The organism is Flavobacterium sp. TR2, assembly GCF_025252405.1.
Taxonomy (GTDB): Bacteria; Bacteroidota; Bacteroidia; order Flavobacteriales; family Flavobacteriaceae; genus Flavobacterium.
Genome location: NZ_CP104307.1, coordinates 1,090,863 through 1,108,218 on the forward strand (window position 1 = coordinate 1,090,863; position 17,356 = coordinate 1,108,218).

23 protein-coding genes are annotated in these 17,356 nt (G+C 34.1%); all 23 read right to left on the reverse strand.

What is annotated here, in order from left to right:
- Nucleotides 1–15: 15 nt before the first annotated feature.
- The 23 genes from N4T20_RS05095 to N4T20_RS05205 all read right to left on the reverse strand — a co-directional run bounded on the left by N4T20_RS05095 (nt 16) and on the right by N4T20_RS05205 (nt 17,349).
- Nucleotides 16–1,188 (reverse strand): DUF2062 domain-containing protein, encoded by a 1,173-nt coding sequence (locus N4T20_RS05095; protein WP_260672013.1) that lies wholly within the window; start codon nt 1,186–1,188, stop codon nt 16–18.
- A gap of 16 nt (nt 1,189–1,204) precedes the next feature.
- Complete coding sequence (locus N4T20_RS05100) at nt 1,205–1,690, reverse strand: hypothetical protein (RefSeq protein ID WP_260672014.1); 486 nt, start codon at nt 1,688–1,690, stop codon at nt 1,205–1,207.
- A gap of 2 nt (nt 1,691–1,692) precedes the next feature.
- Complete coding sequence (locus N4T20_RS05105) at nt 1,693–2,064, reverse strand: 3-hydroxyacyl-ACP dehydratase (protein WP_260672015.1); 372 nt, start codon at nt 2,062–2,064, stop codon at nt 1,693–1,695.
- Between the two features lie 5 nt (nt 2,065–2,069).
- Nucleotides 2,070–2,711 carry a porin family protein gene (locus tag N4T20_RS05110; RefSeq protein WP_260672016.1) on the reverse strand — a complete coding sequence of 214 codons (642 nt, stop codon included), beginning with the start codon at nt 2,709–2,711 and terminating at the stop codon, nt 2,070–2,072.
- A 3-nt stretch (nt 2,712–2,714) separates the two neighbouring features.
- Nucleotides 2,715–3,308 (reverse strand): porin family protein, encoded by a 594-nt coding sequence (locus N4T20_RS05115; RefSeq protein ID WP_260672017.1) that lies wholly within the window; start codon nt 3,306–3,308, stop codon nt 2,715–2,717.
- A gap of 37 nt (nt 3,309–3,345) precedes the next feature.
- On the reverse strand, nt 3,346–3,981 hold the full coding sequence (locus N4T20_RS05120; RefSeq protein ID WP_260672018.1) for a hypothetical protein: 636 nt from the start codon (nt 3,979–3,981) through the stop codon (nt 3,346–3,348).
- Entirely contained in the window at nt 3,947–4,573 is a 627-nt protein-coding gene (locus N4T20_RS05125) for an outer membrane lipoprotein carrier protein LolA (protein ID WP_260672019.1), read from the reverse strand. Before N4T20_RS05125 ends, N4T20_RS05120 begins: the two co-directional genes overlap by 35 nt.
- 105 nt (nt 4,574–4,678) lie before the next feature.
- Nucleotides 4,679–5,455, reverse strand: coding sequence for a polysaccharide deacetylase family protein (locus tag N4T20_RS05130; RefSeq protein WP_260672020.1), 777 nt, complete (start codon nt 5,453–5,455; stop codon nt 4,679–4,681).
- Nucleotides 5,452–6,516: a beta-ketoacyl synthase N-terminal-like domain-containing protein gene (locus N4T20_RS05135; protein WP_260672021.1), complete on the reverse strand. Its 1,065-nt coding sequence runs from the start codon at nt 6,514–6,516 to the stop codon at nt 5,452–5,454. The genes N4T20_RS05130 and N4T20_RS05135 overlap by 4 nt, the downstream gene beginning before the upstream one ends.
- Complete coding sequence (locus N4T20_RS05140) at nt 6,516–7,712, reverse strand: beta-ketoacyl-[acyl-carrier-protein] synthase family protein (protein ID WP_260672022.1); 1,197 nt, start codon at nt 7,710–7,712, stop codon at nt 6,516–6,518. Before N4T20_RS05140 ends, N4T20_RS05135 begins: the two co-directional genes overlap by 1 nt.
- Nucleotides 7,713–7,852: 140 nt before the next feature.
- Entirely contained in the window at nt 7,853–8,110 is a 258-nt protein-coding gene (locus tag N4T20_RS05145; RefSeq protein ID WP_111378796.1) for a phosphopantetheine-binding protein, read from the reverse strand.
- Between the two features lie 2 nt (nt 8,111–8,112).
- Nucleotides 8,113–8,730, reverse strand: coding sequence for a 3-oxoacyl-ACP synthase (locus N4T20_RS05150; protein WP_260672023.1), 618 nt, complete (start codon nt 8,728–8,730; stop codon nt 8,113–8,115).
- Nucleotide 8,731: 1 nt separating this feature from the next.
- Nucleotides 8,732–9,214, reverse strand: coding sequence for a hypothetical protein (locus tag N4T20_RS05155; RefSeq protein ID WP_260672024.1), 483 nt, complete (start codon nt 9,212–9,214; stop codon nt 8,732–8,734).
- 31 nt (nt 9,215–9,245) lie between these two features.
- Entirely contained in the window at nt 9,246–10,394 is a 1,149-nt protein-coding gene (locus tag N4T20_RS05160; RefSeq protein WP_260672025.1) for a beta-ketoacyl synthase N-terminal-like domain-containing protein, read from the reverse strand.
- The gene (locus tag N4T20_RS05165; RefSeq protein ID WP_260672026.1) at nt 10,391–10,984 is read right to left on the reverse strand and encodes a hypothetical protein; all 594 of its coding nucleotides are present in this window, start codon (nt 10,982–10,984) and stop codon (nt 10,391–10,393) included. Before N4T20_RS05165 ends, N4T20_RS05160 begins: the two co-directional genes overlap by 4 nt.
- A gap of 142 nt (nt 10,985–11,126) precedes the next feature.
- Nucleotides 11,127–11,576, reverse strand: a complete 450-nt coding sequence (locus N4T20_RS05170) for a thioesterase family protein (protein WP_260672027.1) — start codon at nt 11,574–11,576, stop codon at nt 11,127–11,129.
- Nucleotides 11,551–12,834, reverse strand: a complete 1,284-nt coding sequence (locus tag N4T20_RS05175; protein WP_260672028.1) for an ABC transporter permease — start codon at nt 12,832–12,834, stop codon at nt 11,551–11,553. The genes N4T20_RS05170 and N4T20_RS05175 overlap by 26 nt, the downstream gene beginning before the upstream one ends.
- Nucleotides 12,824–13,522 carry an ABC transporter ATP-binding protein gene (locus N4T20_RS05180; RefSeq protein ID WP_008465897.1) on the reverse strand — a complete coding sequence of 233 codons (699 nt, stop codon included), beginning with the start codon at nt 13,520–13,522 and terminating at the stop codon, nt 12,824–12,826. The genes N4T20_RS05175 and N4T20_RS05180 overlap by 11 nt, the downstream gene beginning before the upstream one ends.
- Nucleotides 13,523–13,585: 63 nt before the next feature.
- Nucleotides 13,586–14,584: a BtrH N-terminal domain-containing protein gene (locus N4T20_RS05185; protein ID WP_260672029.1), complete on the reverse strand. Its 999-nt coding sequence runs from the start codon at nt 14,582–14,584 to the stop codon at nt 13,586–13,588.
- Nucleotides 14,585–14,989 carry a hypothetical protein gene (locus N4T20_RS05190; RefSeq protein WP_260672030.1) on the reverse strand — a complete coding sequence of 135 codons (405 nt, stop codon included), beginning with the start codon at nt 14,987–14,989 and terminating at the stop codon, nt 14,585–14,587.
- A 322-nt stretch (nt 14,990–15,311) separates the two neighbouring features.
- Nucleotides 15,312–15,776, reverse strand: a complete 465-nt coding sequence (locus N4T20_RS05195) for an ABC transporter permease (RefSeq protein ID WP_260672031.1) — start codon at nt 15,774–15,776, stop codon at nt 15,312–15,314.
- Nucleotides 15,777–15,784: 8 nt separating this feature from the next.
- Nucleotides 15,785–16,216, reverse strand: coding sequence for a hypothetical protein (locus tag N4T20_RS05200; RefSeq protein WP_260672032.1), 432 nt, complete (start codon nt 16,214–16,216; stop codon nt 15,785–15,787).
- A complete protein-coding gene (locus tag N4T20_RS05205; RefSeq protein WP_260672033.1) occupies nt 16,216–17,349 on the reverse strand; it encodes a beta-ketoacyl-ACP synthase III in 1,134 nt (377 codons plus the stop codon). The genes N4T20_RS05200 and N4T20_RS05205 overlap by 1 nt, the downstream gene beginning before the upstream one ends.
- Between the last annotated feature and the right edge of the window lie 7 nt (nt 17,350–17,356).

Here is a 17,356-nt window from a genome sequence, read left to right on the forward strand (position 1 = left end):
TGGCGAATAAATATTTTAATTCGGTTTGTTTTTAGAACTAAAAGCCGTTAAAAGCAGATAGCTGATAAAGCCAACTGATAGCGCTGAAACGGATGCTAAAATAAGACTTCCTACGATATATTGGGTAGCATTTTTTTGAATATCGTCGAGTGTGATTGAACTGTCTAGAACCAGTGGCGCATCGCTCGACACAAAAACACTTCCAACTTGCAATGAAGCATAAATTATAAACGGAATAAAAGGCGGGAAACTTACATTTGAAGTAAGATAAGCAATGACTTTGTTGAGTCTGAATAGGGCGGCAAACGTAAAAAGCAATACGGTTTGAAATCCCCAGAAAGGAGAAAGTCCGATAAAAATACCAAGAGCAATTGCGGCCGATTTTTTAAAATTAGAATCGTTGCTTTCTAAAATATCTTCTAAAAAGAATTTTTTAAAACCTTTTTTTTTTGCTCGGCGAAAGAAATCTCGAGGTTTTATGTACAGCAAAGCATTAGTTACCAAAACCGTATTTAAAATACTGATTCGGGTAAAATCTTGAAATGGACGAAAGTGCGAAACTCTTTCTGCAGGATCATACAAAACTTGAATCGGAATGTTTTTTACTGCAACTCCTTTCCATGCTGCGCGTACAATAACTTCGATTTCAAATTCAAATTTATTGGTATAAAAACGTTTTGGAAGCAATCGAAGCGGATACAACCTGAATCCTGATTGTGTGTCGTCTAGCTTAATTCCAGTTTCGAATTTGAACCAGAAATTAGAAAACTTGTTTCCAAAACTGCTTTTCTTCGGAACATTTTCCTGTGTCATATTTCGGCTTCCAATCAAAAGAGCGTTTGGCTCTTCTTGAATTGCTTCCAAAAAAACAGGAATATCGGCTGCAAAATGCTGTCCGTCAGAATCGATCGTGATGGCGTATTCAAAATCCAATTCAAGCGCTTTTCTAAATCCGTTTCTTAGCGCTCGTCCTTTTCCTAAATTTTTAGGATGATGAATCTGCGTCAGCTGCGAATATGATTTTAGAATTTCGCCAGTTGAATCGGTTGAACCGTCATTGACAATAATAATATTTGTGGTGAAATCTAAAATAGAATCCAGTACTTTTTTTAGCGTTTTTTGGTTATTGTAAGTGGGCACAATAACGCAAAAGTTAATCGAACTGAGTAATTCTTGCTGTGATTTCATGAGTAGATTTTTGCGCTTATTTCACAAATTGCTTCTCTTTTTCAGAGAAACTTTTAGATTGTAAAACAAAGTCTTTAAGATAATCTTTCAAAGCCGCACCTTGAGATGGATAATAGGTCGTTATGAATTTTTTATCTTCTTTAATATTTTTCTTGTAGCCGGTAATGCCGGGAACATCTTCTTGAACGCTAAGGCGGATCATTCGCATTTCGATATTGCTTGGATCGCTTTTTATGGTTGCTTCAAGTAATTTTGCACCTTCTTTAAAACGCTCCATTTTCTGACCTAATTTCTTTTCAAATTTAGATTCCACCAAAATTGAAGCCGCTTTATATGCCACTAAAATTTTATCATCATTGTTTGAAACTCCAGAAAGTTTGGCTACAAACTCCTTGGCATTGCTTTCTGATTTTGCTACATCAGAATACATTTTGCGGATCGAAGCCAAGTCAGGCGTTCCAGCAAAACTTACCCATAAAATTAATGTCAGGAATAGTTTCATAATTATATTTTTTTGTACACATTACTCAATTTAAGAGCAGTCGTGTCATTAAAGTAAGTCGTGTTTTTCACTTTTACCAAACCGTCTTCAGTTGTTGTAATATCAAGCTCCAATCGCAATTCTGGTGTAACCTCAGGATTAATAAGCGCCATGAATTTTACGTTTGCCAAAGACTGGATCATCAATGAACTTTTGGTAATAGATTCTGTAAGCTCTTTGATAATCTGAATCATACAGACACCAGGCATAATAGGATTTCCAGGGAAATGCCCTTTAAAAACCTCATGTTTTTCGTTGACTAAAATTGTAACCGTATATTTTGAATCAGATGTTTTTTCTTCTGATAGTATTTTATAAAAATCTTGTAAAATCATATTTTTTATTTTCCAAATGTATAGGCAGCACCGAATTGAAACACTAAGTTGTTGCTATCACTACTTTCATCATAATAATTAGTAAAAGCATTTGTAAATCCTTTTTTTACTCTTGCTTCAAATGCAATTCCATTTTTCAAGCTGTATCCTAAACCTGCAATAATTCCGAAGTCAATATCTTCACCTTTGTTAAAATTGTATTCTTTGTCTTTAGGTTCTGCTTTTATGTTATCAGCGATTAAAATATCAGTAAAAGGTCCTGCTAATGCATATATATTTTCAGTAAAATTAAATTTATTAATAGTAATTGCAGAAAGGTATTGCAATGAAGCATCTACTGTGCCGCTAACAGATGTTGTTGCATATGTATTTGTTTGCTGATTGTAAATACTTGTTGTACCCATATCTGCAGAGCCTTTTCCTCCTTGTCTTGAATATGTTAATTCAGGTTGCAGCGTATAAACTCTTCCAAGTTTTAAAGCTCCAAAAGCTCCTATATAAAAATCTGTTTTGTTGCCAAGATCAGTATTTGTTAGTTTAGAAATGTTAATTCCGGCATGAATACCAGGTTTAAATGTTACTTGAGCTTGTGCCGTTAAAAATGCAAAAAAAGTTAATGCAATGATCGCTAAATTTTGTTTATTCATTGTTTATTTAGTTTTAAACGTATAGCTAATACCAATTTGGAAAACTTGGTTCAAAATCACATCATTGTAATAATAATCATTATCATTATGATATCCATTGTAGCCATAAATATCAACTAATCCCTGCTTAATTCTCGCTTCAAAAGTCAATCCATTTGGCAAGGTGTAACCCAAACCGCCAACAAAGGCAAGGTCAAAATCCTCTGGGTCAGAATTAATATAATTATCACTAACTTTTAAATCTAATGATGGTCCTGCCAATAGATGAAAACCGCCACCACCAAAGTTAAATTTAGCAACCGCTCCAAGCGTTACATAATTTAACTCATATTTTTCAGTATAATAACGGCCATTTTCAAAGTATCTTCCTTCATCACCCTGTCTGGAGTAATTTATTTCTGGCTGTAACGAGAAAAATTTATTAAATCTAATATTTACCAGTCCCCCCACATAAAAATCGGTTTTAGAACTATTATCGTCTATATTCGTTAATGTCGACACATTCAAACCCCCTCTAAGTCCAGGGCTAACTTTTACTTGTGCTTCTGCTCGGATTCCGATTAATAAAACAAATGCAAGTACAACAAAATTTCTCATTACTAATTGATTTAAAGTTTATGGTTTGTTTAATTTTCTATTCTGATTTGAAATAATTCAGCTCTATTTTCAGCTTAATATTTTGATGGATGATTTGAATCTTCTCGGCAAAAATATTGTTTTCTGAATTGAAAAGCAGTGTAAATTTTTCTTTTGTTTTGGATGAATGAACGATCTTTTCTAATTTTTGATCTTTTTTGGAGATAAAAATATAATTGTCGCGTTTGCCATCTGCCGATTTATAAATGTCAGCTGAAGCGTTTTCAAATTGCTCCTGAATCAAATACTCTCTCTTTAAAAGCAGCCTGAAATCTTCTTTTAAAGTATTGATCAATATCTTTCTATCCAATTCTGAAACAATCGAATTGACTTTAAAATCGGTTTCAGAAATTTCAAAATCCATTAATTTGTTCCCAAATTCTGTTGTAAAAACAATTCGGTGTGTGGTGTCGTTTATTTTTTTGGCAATGAAAATTCCAGACAATTCATTTCCGTAAACGCTGATATTGGTTTTATAAACATAATCGGTTTTTGAATCTGTGAAATACTGAACGGTATAAGATGTTCTGTCTAATTTTTTAGGCGTATAATTTTTTGTGACCGAGCCGCAAGAAATTAAAACAATTGCCAGAAAGCAATTAATTAGTAAAAACTGAATCGTCGATTTTTGCATTGATCACTTTATTTTTAAGTACAATTCGAGTATAATCTTCAGATGATTCTAGTAATTTTACCTGAACAACAGTTGCTTCTTCTTTGTCAAAAGTCAGTTCAATTTGTTTAATGTATTTTTTGAGGGTAGCATCTTTCGGAATAAATTTCGCCAGATTCTGACCTTTCAATTTAAAATACGAAATCGTAAATTCTTTGTCATCAAACATATTGCCGCTTACACTTCCAACAATCAACTTATTGATTCGGGCAAAGATTTTGCTGTTTCCAATATCTACAGCGCTTTTCTTTCCTTCGTCGTTAATCAGGATTTTTCCGTTTTTGAAAGTGATGCTATAATTGTACGGTTTTTTATATTGCCATTGAAGCAAAGCAGGTTCTTTAAAAACCATTTTCCCCGAAGTTTCAATATCTTTCGATAAAAAATCTAAATGTTTGTACTGAACAAAATCGGTAGTTAAAGTCTTGATTTTTTTTGCCACAACATTTACATCCTCTTTAAACTGAGAGATTTCTGAAGCAGTCATTTTTTGCTCTTGAGCAAATAAACTGCCTGAAATAAATAAAATTAGTATAGCTATTTTAGTTTTCATATTTTGTTTAAAATTGTGCTTTAATTTTTTTGCCACCGATTAAAATGATTATAAAAATCCGTTTTTATTTGCGCCCTCGCGCAAGCGAATCCGCTTTATCCGCGTTCAATTTTCATAAGCTTTGAGACTCAAAAGTTCTTCGATCGAAATGACTTGATAATTATTTTGCTGTAAAAATTGCAAAAACTGTTCCAGCACCAAAACCGAATGTTTGCCTGTATCATGCAAAAGTACAATTCCGCCGGGAGAAATATGTTTAATTAACCGATTGAAAATTAATTCCTGATTTTGCGTTCCTCCATCAAGAGAACGAATATTCCAGCCAATTGTTTTATGTCCAGTCACTTTTAAAGCTCTTCTGATCGAAGGGGTAGTAACTCCATAAGGCGGACGAAAAAAGTTAATTTTCTTTGCCGTGAATTTCTCTAGAAGTTTATCTGTTTTCTGAAGTTCTTCGGTTATTTTTCTTGCATTGTAAAAATCAAAAAATTTAGAATGCGAGTAGGAATGATTTCCAACCAAATGACCTTCGTCAATCACTTTTTGGAGAATTTCGGGATGCGCTTCAATGTTTTTTCCGATGCAGAAGAAAGTCGCTTTGGCATTGTATTTTTTCAGAAGTTCTAAAACTTCCAAAGTGTAAATGCTTGGCCCGTCGTCAAAAGTAAGCGCGATTTTTTTTTCTGTTTCTACAGGATTGCTGCAAAACGCCTTTACATGATAATTGGAAGAAATTCTCGAAGAACCAAAGGCATTTATTCCGATCCAAACTAGAGTTATACCAATAAACCACACAAAGTGAATTGCGTTATAAAGATTCAACAGAAACAATAAAAGCAGTAAAAAGATGAAAAACAGCGATATGTTTTTGTGCGTTATCATTTTGACAGCAGCGTAAAACTATGGTTTTTTCCGTTTAATTGATTGTATAATAAAATCGTTTTGTAGTCTGATTTTTCCACAGCATTTACTTTTACGATTTCTGGAGTTTCCTGTGTTTTCAAAATTTTAGCAGCCATCCAAAAAGCAAAAGCCGAGGCTGTATCATATTCGCCGCTCAAGTGTTTGTAATACAAAATAGGAGTTTGAACAAACAAATTTTCGGCAAGATTTCTATAATAATTCTCAAAATCAGCATTTCCGTCAAAACCTAAAACTAGAGCGTCAATAGCTGAAATGTCTAAATTATTTGATTTTAAAAATGATTTAATTGCGGCTTCAACTTCATTTTCTTCCAAAGTGTTTACAATAGAAACATCTACAAGTTCGGCATAAGTGTTTTCTTTTCTTTCATTTTCTAAAACAAAAAAACTCGCGCCTTCACCATAAACAGCACCGCTCGTTGTAGAATTCAAAACATCATACGGAGCATTATTATCTGCTTTAATGCGACCGTTCAATTTAAAAAGCGAAGTGGTATAATCTCCATTTTCGTCGACACCGCCTACTAAAATTGAATTGGCTTCGTCTTCTTCAATCTGCATTTTCGCATCAATCAATGCCGACTCAAAAGAAACAGCTCCATTTACATACGTAAAATTATAGCCTTTGCATTGCTGCAAAAGTGCAATTTGCGCGCCAACGGTATTGTGCGTAGATTGAATAAAAGAAGTTGGTGTCAAAAACTCTTCGTTATTGTCTAAAATGCTTTTCAGGAATTTTTCAGAATCTTCAATGCAGCCTAAACCTGTTCCTGTGATAATCGCATCGACATTTTCAACATTGGCATCTTTCATTGCCAGAGCCGAAGCAACGATTCCGTTTTTTACACCTTTTGCCATACGTCGGCTGGCAGCAGGCGAAATGTATTCTTTGTAAGCTGGCGGAATAATTGCCAGTACATTTTCGTTATGATTTACAACAGCTTCTTCCAAAAAAACAGTATCAAATGTTTTTTGAGTCGAAATACAGCCTACTCCATTTATATATGTTTTTTTTGTCATTAGCTTTTTGAAAATATAAGGGTTGAACAGTTTCCGCCAAAACCAAAAGAGTTAGATAAAACGTGTTCGATATTTTTGTTCTTTAAAGTTGTTTGCGGTTTCAAATCAAATTCTTCCATCGGAATGTTAAAATTCAAGTTTGGGTAAACCACATTATTTTGAATGGCCAAAACGCTGTAAACGGCTTCAATTGCCGCGGCAGCCGCTAAAGTATGACCCGTAAAAGGTTTTGTAGAGCTGAAATCTGGAACTTTTTCATCTTTGTAAATTCGAAGCAAAGCTCTTCCTTCAGATAAATCGTTGTTTGGCGTTGCGGTTCCGTGAACGTTAATGTAATCAATTTCAGAAGGTTTTAAACCCGAAATATCAAACGCTTTTTTCATGGCCAAATAAGCGCCGTCTCCATTTTCTGAAGAAGCGGTTTGGTGAAAAGCATCGTTTGCATTTCCATAACCCGAAACTCTTGCCAGAACTTTTTTGTTTTGTTTGGACACAATTTCATCCGATTCTAAAACTAAAAATGCCGCAGCTTCACCAAGATTTAACCCTTTTCTAGTGTTGTCAAAAGGTTTGTTGTAATCGTCAGATAAAATCATCAGAGTTTTAAATCCGTTGATGGTAAATTTGGCCAAAGCATCAGCTCCGCCCACAATTACGCGATCCAGTTTTCCAGTTTTGATCAATCTTGCACCCAGCATAATCGAATTGGCTGCAGACGAACAAGCAGTACTTATCGTTGTCACCATTCCTTTTAAGCCTAATTCATCAGCAATTTTTTCGGCAACATCTCCACCGTCATGGCAAGTGATGTATTTGGTCAATTCTGGTTTTTCGAAATAATCGTAATAATGTTTCTCCGTCATATCCATTCCGCCCACGCTTGTAGCCGAAATAAGTCCCGTTCTAAATTCATTTATATCGGTGATGTTAGCATTTTCAACAGCTTGTTTTGCTGCTAAAGTGCCAATCATAGCCGTTCTGGAGAAATTATTATCCTCATTTAATTTCAGTTCACCGATAAGATCTTCGTTGGTTTTTTTGATTTCGCCAACTTTGATAACATCTGCATGAACAGTCGAAATATTTTGAATACGAGAAATGCCGATTTTGTTTTCGGTTAGTGAAATGTAATTTTCCTCAACCGAATTGCCAATCGCAGATATAATTCCCATTCCCGTTATTGCAACACCTTTCATTTTTAGACTTCTTAGATTGTTAGAATTTTAGACCTCTTAGATTTTCTTTAAGACTGGCTTAGAATTTTAGATATTAGACTTCTTAGATTTTGGAAAGCATCGTCTAAGAAGTCTAAAAATCTAAGCCAGTCTAAGAAGTCTTACTTCGTTCTGTTAGCGCTAATATACGCCGCCATCGTTTCGATAGATTGGAAAATAGATTTTCCTTCTTTAGGGTCAACCAATTTAATTCCGTAATCCTTATCTAAAATCACGATCAATTCAAGCGCATCAATCGAGTCTAAACCTAAACCGTCTCCAAACAAAGGATCGTTATCAGCAATATCTTCTACTGCGATATCTTCAAGGTTTAAAGTTGTTATGATTTTATTTTTTAATTCTTCTTTTAATGCTTCCATGATTATTTATTGTATAATGTATTGATTGTTTCGTTTGTATAATTTGTGTTTTCGTCTGCACTTATGATGCAAAGAAACGCTTTATAACTTTCATTAAAAAATTCTACCCAGCCACATAAAACAGAATCTGCTTTATTTGTGTTTAACAAAATCTCCGAATAGTTCGACAAAAATTCGGTATTGAAAGCATCAAATATAAAAAAAGAATTTTCACTTTTCAGCTGATGGCGGATACTTATTTCGCCCAAGCAAATATTTGGCAGCGTATAAACAAAGACCGCCGGACTCGGATAATAGTTTTCTTTGTCTGAAATCGATTCCTGATATTTTACATCGGTATCTAAACTTGACGATTTATTGGCCAAAACCAAAGCAATATTATTTTCTTGCTCCGTTGAGGTTATCGGACTCAAAAGCAGTTCTGAACCTAAAAAAGCCAGTTTGCTCAAAGCATCCATTTTAAAAAACTTTGGATATTGCATTTCAAAATTGCGATACGCTTGTTTCGAGAAATCAGCAAAATCGGTTGGTTCAATTTTGAATACAGAAGTTCCGTTCAAAACAATTTCGTTGTTTTGGATGGTGATGTAGGATTGTATGTAGGTTTTGTTTTGAGTCATTTTATTTTATGTAATCTTCTGCTTGATAAGCATCAATAGGAAAATTTTCTTCTGTTACCGATTTATAAAAGAAAGTTCCAATACTCATTTTTAGATCAATGTAAACTTTGTTTAAATCTTCAATATTTTCTTCTTCCCAAAGAATGTCATGAAAAATATATCCAACATTCAGTGTTTTAGTATTTACAACAATTGGATCGCCATTTGCACCTGAACCAATTATAAGTAAATCTTTTTTATAGATTTCCTTGTTCTCCTCTTCAAGATTTTCTATTCTAATTCTATTTACGCAATTAAAATATATGCTTCTAAAATGGATATCTTCTCTAAAGGAAAATGCTTTAAAAAAAGTTATTAAATCTTTAGATAGATTTAAGCTTTCAAGAAATTCAATAATTTTATCTGTTACTTTTACTACATCATTTTTGAAATCAAAACCTTGAATTTTTAAAGCTTGTTTAAAAAGTGATTGATCTAAATTCATGATATTTAAATTTTGAGCTTGTAAGGAAAATTTACAAGTTGGATTTCACTTTCTCAAAAACCACAGCCGTATTACAACCTCCAAATCCAGAAGCCGTTTTCAAAAAATATTTAATAGTTGCGTCTCCGTTTTTCTCAATCACATTGATAGCTTCACTAATTCCAATTTCATCAAAACCTTTCGATTCAAAAAGTTTATTTTGATTGGTAGATTCAATCGCAATTACGGTTTCCAATAATCCAGAAGCGCCTAACGTATGACCGTAAAATCCTTTTAAACTATTCACGGGAACATTTTGCAAATCTAAACGAGTTAATGCAATTGCCTCCATTTCGTCATTGTAAGGCGTTGCGGTTCCGTGTGCTGAAATATAATCTAATTTGTTGGCTTCAATTTGTGCTTCTTTTAAAGCATTCTGTATGCTTCTGAACAAACCTTCACCTGTTCTTGAAGGCCCAGAAATATGATTGGCATCGTTGATCGAACTGTCGCCAAGTACTTTTATTTTAGCGTTTTTGGCTTCCGCCGAAACTAAAACAGCTGCTGTTGCTTCGCCTAAACTTACGCCTGTTCTATTTTTAGAATACGGTTTGCAAGGCAGTTCGCTCATGGCTTGAAAAGCATTAAAACCAGACAATACAAATTCTGAAACTTCGTCGCCTGCCACCACAAAAATATTGTCGTATAGTTCAGACTGAATCATTCTCTTGGCAATAGAAACAGCCAGAATTCCAGAAACGCAGGCATTTGAAACTACAATTGGCTGGGTTTGGAAGCCGAAGAAATCACCAACTTTTTTTGATAAAACATCTAAATGTGCGTTGTTGAAACTTTCTTCAGAATCATTTGCCAAAGCGGTTACATTTCCTTTTGTAGTAGAAAGTATAAAAGCGGTTTTTGAGTTTAGTTCGGCTTTTGAATTTTTGATAATCGGCTCCAAAGCCAAAATCATCATTTTCTCTAAACGGGAATATTTTGTCTCAGTGCTGATTTTTGCAAAAGCACCGTTTATTTTTTTATCAGAAATAATCGAAGCATAAAAGGGATTCGGCATCAAAGTAACATCACTATGAAGCTGAATTCCCGAATCACCACGCAAAATCGCTTCGATGTTTGTTTCAACATCAAAACCTAAAGGCGTGATACAATTCATTTGTGTGATGTATATTTCTTTTGTCATTTATCAAGTTTAAAATAAAATTCACCATATTTCTCCTCGCTTTCGTTTATATCACTGAGGTCTTTAGTGAGCATATCTTTGTCTTTAATTTCGTAAAAAATTTCTTTTGATTTTGTCTCTGGTTTATCTATTCCGTGCCAGATCAAATATACCTTTTCAAAAGAATTATTTGTCTTTGAAAGACTATCTGTTTTTATAATCTTATTTTCAAGGAATGAAGTTAGGAAGTAATTGTTGTTGTCTTTTGAAATAATATATAGATTATCCGAATAATGTATGTTTGTACAACTTCCAAGATTAAGATAATAGCCATATATAGTATGATTATTTAAAGGTGTTGTTTTTTTTATAGCTTTAAAATCACTAATCTGTTTATCAAATTCTTTTTTTACTTGGCCAAAAGGAAAAATTTTGATTTCAATATTTTCACTATAAAGTTCTTTCTCCGAATATACGAGGCAGTAAGGCTGGCTTTTGAACTTTAATATCGTTTTTGCTTTTCCTTGTATCTCTTTATGTTTTGAATAAAAGTTTTTTATCAAGACTTCTATTGCTTTGTTATCCAGTGTTTTATTAGTTTCGATTATCAAAGCCGGAATATAATATTTATTATTTCCATAATATAAAGTCGAGTTTTGTGCATTGTTTTTATTGCAGCAAATCAAACTCAGAAATAAGATGAAAAAATTAAATTTAGGTATTAAGTTCATATTGTTTTTGATTTAAAATATTTTACTTCAACAACCCTACTTTCCTTTTCCATTCCTCATAAAAAGGAGGATTCGTTAGCATTAAATTTCCTTCTTTATCTAAAAAAACCTGAGTCGTTTCGCCAGTGCAAGCAATTTCGCCTTGAGCATCAATAATCTTAAAACGATAAATTATTTTTGCGGCCGGAGTATCAACAACTGTGGTTTCGATTGTGACAACATCGCCGTAGCGCAGAGACAATTTATGTTCGCATTTTGATTTTACAATTGGCGTTGTGTAACCCGTTTTTGCAATATCTAAATACGTAAGTCCGTGTTGGCGTCCAAAGGCTTCGCGTCCATCTTCGAAATAAGTAATATAATGACCGTGCCAAACAATTCCAAGCGGATCAGTTTCGTTAAAACGAATTCTGATTTCGTGTGAAACGGTTAGATCTGTAGCTTCTTTAAACTGCTCTTTTCTTTTTATCATAAAATAATGCGATGGAAGTGGTAATAATGAAAAACAAAAATAATAAACTTATTCTTGGTATGATTTCGACGAAAGATACGTTGCGTAATAAAACATCATAAAAAGCCTCTAATCCCCAGTTCATTGGAGAAGATTTGGCAATAAACTGCATAATTTTTGGCATCGCAAAAACAGGAACCCAAACGCCTCCAATTGCCGCTAAAATAATCACACTTGTAGCACCGAAAGGAGCTGATTGTTCTTGCGTGCTTGCTACAGTTCCTAATAAAATTCCGAATCCGATGGCTGCAAAACCTGAAAATAATGCCACAACACTGGTTAAAAAGAAATGTCCTTCGATGTTTAAAGAAGGCAATCCGATGGATGGAAATAAGAAAACAGCAACGGCAACCATCATGTAAAACTGAATCATACAGATGATAGAGTAGGTAATGGTTTTTCCAATAATGACAACTAAATTAGAAACAGGATTGGTTCTTAATCGAACAAAAGTTCCTTGCGATTTTTCTTTTACAATATTGATAGATAACGGAATGACAATAAAAAAGATGGCAAAAAGTGTCCACGCGGGAACGTTGTGCTGAACTGAATTTGGACGAACTTCTTTGTTGTTGATTCTCGGAATTATTTCTTTGAAAGTAATAAAATTCTTTTGTTCAAAATCGATTGTTTCTTCTCCTAGCTGTTTTTGAAAAGTGCTGTAAATCGATTTGGTTTCAATCTGCGAAATCATTTTGTCGATCGAACTCATAACGGCATTTTTAAAACTCATCTGAACCGCTGGATCAAAATACAGTTTTACTTCTTTTTCTTTAATGATACGCTGAGGTTCTGAAGCTGAAGTGCTGTCGGTCAATCCTAAATTGCTGACGATTTTCTCTACATTCTGATTTACTTTTTCCTGTAAATCTGAACTTAAGTTTTCTGGAATTACAATTGCGAGTTGAAATTTTCCTTTGTACACATTTTCTTTGGCCATTTCTTCTGTAATCGGTTTATGGTCAATTTGTGTTACAATGATAAAATTTTTGCTTTTTTCTAAATTTTCAAAAACGGTTTTGGAAACAGATCCTTTGTCTTTATCGACCAAAAGAATCTGAATTTTAGAATCGGTTACCGCCTTAAAAGTGCTGTCTTGAATTAAGGTTACGGCAATGACCAAAACCAAAGGCATGACAAACAAAATGATCAGTCCGCCTAAATCTCTTTTTAGCAAAAGGAATTCTTTTACTATCGACATCCAAATTTTATATATCATCTCTCAACGCTTTACCAGTTAATGAAATAAAAACATCTTCGAGATTTCGGGCATCTTTTGTAGATTCAATTAATGCCGACGGAGTTGCCTGCGCATAAATCTGTCCTTGATCTAAAATGGCAATTTGAGAACAAAAATCTTCGGCCTCAGCCAAATGATGCGAGGTATAAATAATAGTTGTTCCGTTTTGGTTCAACACTTTTAAATAATCGATAATGGCAGTTTTAGAATGTACATCGACACCAACTGTTGGTTCGTCCAAAAATAAAACTTTCGGATTATGCAGAATTCCTGCGATCAGGTTGACACGGCGTTTCATTCCGCCCGAAAAGGTCTGAACTTGTTTATCGGCAAATTTCAATAGACCTAAAAGATCAAGAGTTTCGATTACTTTATCTTTTAAATCAGAACCTTTTAAACCATACATACTTCCAAAATAAAGCAGATTTTCTCTTGCTGTTAAAGTCGGATACAAAGCATATTCTTGAGGTACAACGCCTATGATTTTTTTAATTTTTGAAGCATGATGCTGATAGTCTAAACCATCAATTGTAAAATGTCCCGAAGTTGGCTTAACCAATCCGCAGAGCATAGAAATCAAGGTTGTTTTTCCGGCACCGTTTGGACCAAGCAATCCAAAAATCTGACCTTCATTAATATTTAGCGAAACATTGTTCAAAGAATACATTTCTGCATTTTTGTACTTTTTCGAAAGGGATTCTATTTGAATGATAGACTGCAAAATAGTGTTTTAGCTGATCGCTTTTTTTAATTTTTTGAAAAAGATTTCTTCTCTATTGGCAATGTCCAAAAGTTCATCGGCAATAGTATTGTAGGCATCTTCTTTGGCACTTCTGTTTTTGTAAATACGCGAAGCTTCAACAGCAAAATCTCGCCATGAATCTCCAATTTTTGTCATTTCTTTCGAAAGTTCTTTCAGCTCTTCATTACCTAAAATAACCGAAGCTTCCTGTAAAAATGCGGCATAAATAAAACGGAAGCCACCGCCACCCGTTCCAATTTCTTCCTGCATACGAACCATTTGCGCTAGATAATGATTTGCTTTTCTAACACCATGTTTTTTAGGCCATTTACGAATCTGGCGAGAAACCATTTTGATCCCGCGAACACCTACAATAGGCATTGGCGCAAGCATATCTCTGCACGTATTTTTGATTCCTTTAATGATGGCGCTTTTTAAATCGACTTCTTTTGGAATCTGAATCGGATAGTACATTTGTCCCCGAGGCGCAAAAGCTCCTTTGGCAAAACGCACTTTATTCATGTCTTCGTATGTTAAAGTCGTAACGGTCTCCATTACAGGATCGCTCACTAAATATTCGGTTTCAGTTTTTCCGTAAACGACTAAATTGTGCGCGTTGAAATGAAAACGATATTCGTCTGGGAAATAACTTAAATTGTAAACGCCAACCTGTAATCCGGTTGGGATATTATTTTTTAAATTTTCGTCTAAAGCTTTATTGGCATTTGCGATAGAAGAAAATTTTTGTCTTTTTATTTTTAAATTTAAACGGGTTGCCACTTTATTGAAAATCTGTCCTGGTAAAGTTCTGTAACTGATTGCCGGTGCATGATTAACTTTTATAAAAGGCAGATATACAAAAAACAATCCAGAGCCAATACCAAAAACCATCGGTTCGCTAATGTTTAGTCCGCTATTTTTAAGCAGATTTGACGCTACTCCATTCTCGCAATGAGCAGACTGATGATGTGTGAAAGTTAATTCCATTTATTGGGTAATGCTGTTTTTTAATTCTTCGATTGATATTCCAAAAGTATCAGCATATTTTTTCAGGATTTTATCGTTTAGTTTGGCAAAAACGCTTGGTTTAAAATGTCTTTTTACACGCCATTTCCAAAACCCGACATAACTGGATAATATGTTAAGATCCATTTTATTGGCCTCCATAAAATACACAATAGGACTTGCCTCGCCATCTAAAACCTGTTGTTTGGCATCGGCAATTCGTTCGTTTATTTCATCAATAGAATTTGAAAGCGCTATTGTTTTAGGTTCCCAGCCTGTACTTAATGTTGTGGTATAATTGCCGTTTTCATCTGTCGCATACAAAAGTTCTTTAACGTTGTTTTTCGTTAAGTTGCTTTGATCCTGAGGTACTTTATCTTTTTCCATTTTGCTAATTTAATTTATTAGAAATATGCAGATTGAAACTATACATAAGCTAATTATTAAAAATCCAAGATTTGTGAAAGCTAAAATTCGCTTTTTCTTCACGAAAAAATAAATCATTTCTATCAATAACCCAAAATAGAAAAAAAAAGTGATGAATAGTGTTAAAACAAACATTCCTAGACCTGCATCGGTATGTCTATGTTGGTCTTGATCGCAAAGCGAATGCGGATCATAAATGAAGCTCCAAAACAAGACTAATAATCCAAACAATGACAATAAAACCCCGATTCGAATACCTAAATGTAAAATGACTTTTTTAAAATTATCCAACTGAAACTGTTTTCTGAATGAACAAGTTAATTTCGCATTCTAAGAGTATCTTATCTTCGACAGAACTTTTACAGCTCATCGTACATAAAGTGTAATCATCGCCAGTAAATTTCGAAACTAAATCTGCTTTGGTTATAATAGTATCGCCTACTTTTGGAAGCGCATGAATTTTTACATTCTTCAACGCGCTGATAAATCCAATTACATTTACGTTTTCATTTTCAAGTCCGTTATCGTCAAAAAAGTATTTTTTTCCAACAATTGCCGAACAAGTCTGAGCGGTATTTTCTATTAAACCAGCCTCAATAAAAATATTGTTTTGGACAAAAATATTGTCTTCTTCGACAAGAAAAACAGTTTCTACTGAACTTGAATCAATATTCAAAATCAAATCCACCATAAGCATTGGCGCTCGGTGCGGTAAATAATTTTGTATGTCAACGGCAGTAGCTTTCATTATGGTTTTTATTTTGCCAAAACAGTTTTCATCTGTCCTCTGGCAATTTCTTCATTGTTTAACGTCGTCACAATATCGACCAAAGTAATTCCTGCAAATTCCTGCAGAATTGTTACTTCAGACTGAATGATGTCGTTTGTTTTTGGAAGTCTCTTAATTTCAATTTCTTTGATAGAACCAATGTAGCCGGTTGGGGCAATTTCGTTTTTCAAAAAATATTGATATCCTGTGTGCAAAGCCACAGATTGTGCCATATGTTCTATTAATCCAGCTTCCAGAAAAGTATTTTCAGTAACAAAAATATTATTATTCTGAATTTCTAATCCAGCAACCAAAGAAGTTTCAGAATAAAAATGCATAGCATCTACCATCACAAAAGGAAACTTTTGCGGCAATAAATTCTCTACCATTTCTTTTTCTAGAAGTGCCATTGTCTCCATTAGCAAACTGTTAAATATGCATATGCAAAAGAAAATCTTCCGCTTTCTGGAACAGATAATAAAATTTTATCTCCTTTTTTCAAATTCCCTGAATTCAGTAATTCTTCAAGAGCCAGGTAAATAGAGGCAGAGCCTACATTTCCAACTCGAGAAAGATTCATGAACCATTTATCATCGCTCATTCCGATACCTTTTTCATTTAAACCTTTTTTCAATCCTTCAACAAAAAAGTTAGAAGAAACGTGAGGAATAAAGTATGTGATATCTTCCGATTTAATATTGTTTTTATCCATGGCGTCTTTCATGCTTTCTGCACCTTTAGACAGGATAAATTCGTCTAATAATTTAACGTCTTGTTTTATAGAGAAAACAGACTCATTTAGCCATTGTTCTGGTGAATAATCGCTCCAACCTTTAATTTCTCCGTTTTCCAATTTATCACCTCCCGCATACATACAGGTTTCCAATTCGTATGCATACGAAAAAGCTTCCATCCATTCGATTTTTAGCGAAAGCGGACCTCTTGGTTTATTTTCTAATAAAAAAGCTCCTGCACCATCAGAAAGCATCCAGCGAAGAAAATCTTTTTTGAAAGCAATAATGGGCTGTTCTTCGAGGCTTTTTAAATTATCGGCCTCATGATTGTATTTTTGAGCATTCAGCCAGGTCGAAACTTTTTCAGACCCTGTACAGATTGCATTTTTTGAATTTCCAGATTTTATAGAAAGAAAACCAAATTTAAGAGAGTTCATTCCGGCACAGCAAACTCCAGTTGAAGAGTTTAATTCTACCGATTTGTTTTTTAGCAGACCATGCACCATCGCAGCGTGCGAAGGCAGGAATATGTCGGGAGTTGAGGTTCCGCATGAAAGTACTTCTACATCTTGAGGCGTAAAATTTTCGTCGAATAACGGTAAAATTGCATTTCTTGTTAATTCGGCATTGCTGTGAGTGCTTTTTCCTTCTTTATCAACAGCGTAAAATCGGCTTGTAATTTTATTGTTGCGCAAAATAATACGTCTTGCCTTTGAAGCAGTATCATTGATAAGGCCCAAGTAAGCTTCCATTTCGTCATTTGAAATGGCTTCGTTTGGCAAATATTTTGCAGCTTTTGTAATATATACTTCAAACATAATCTAA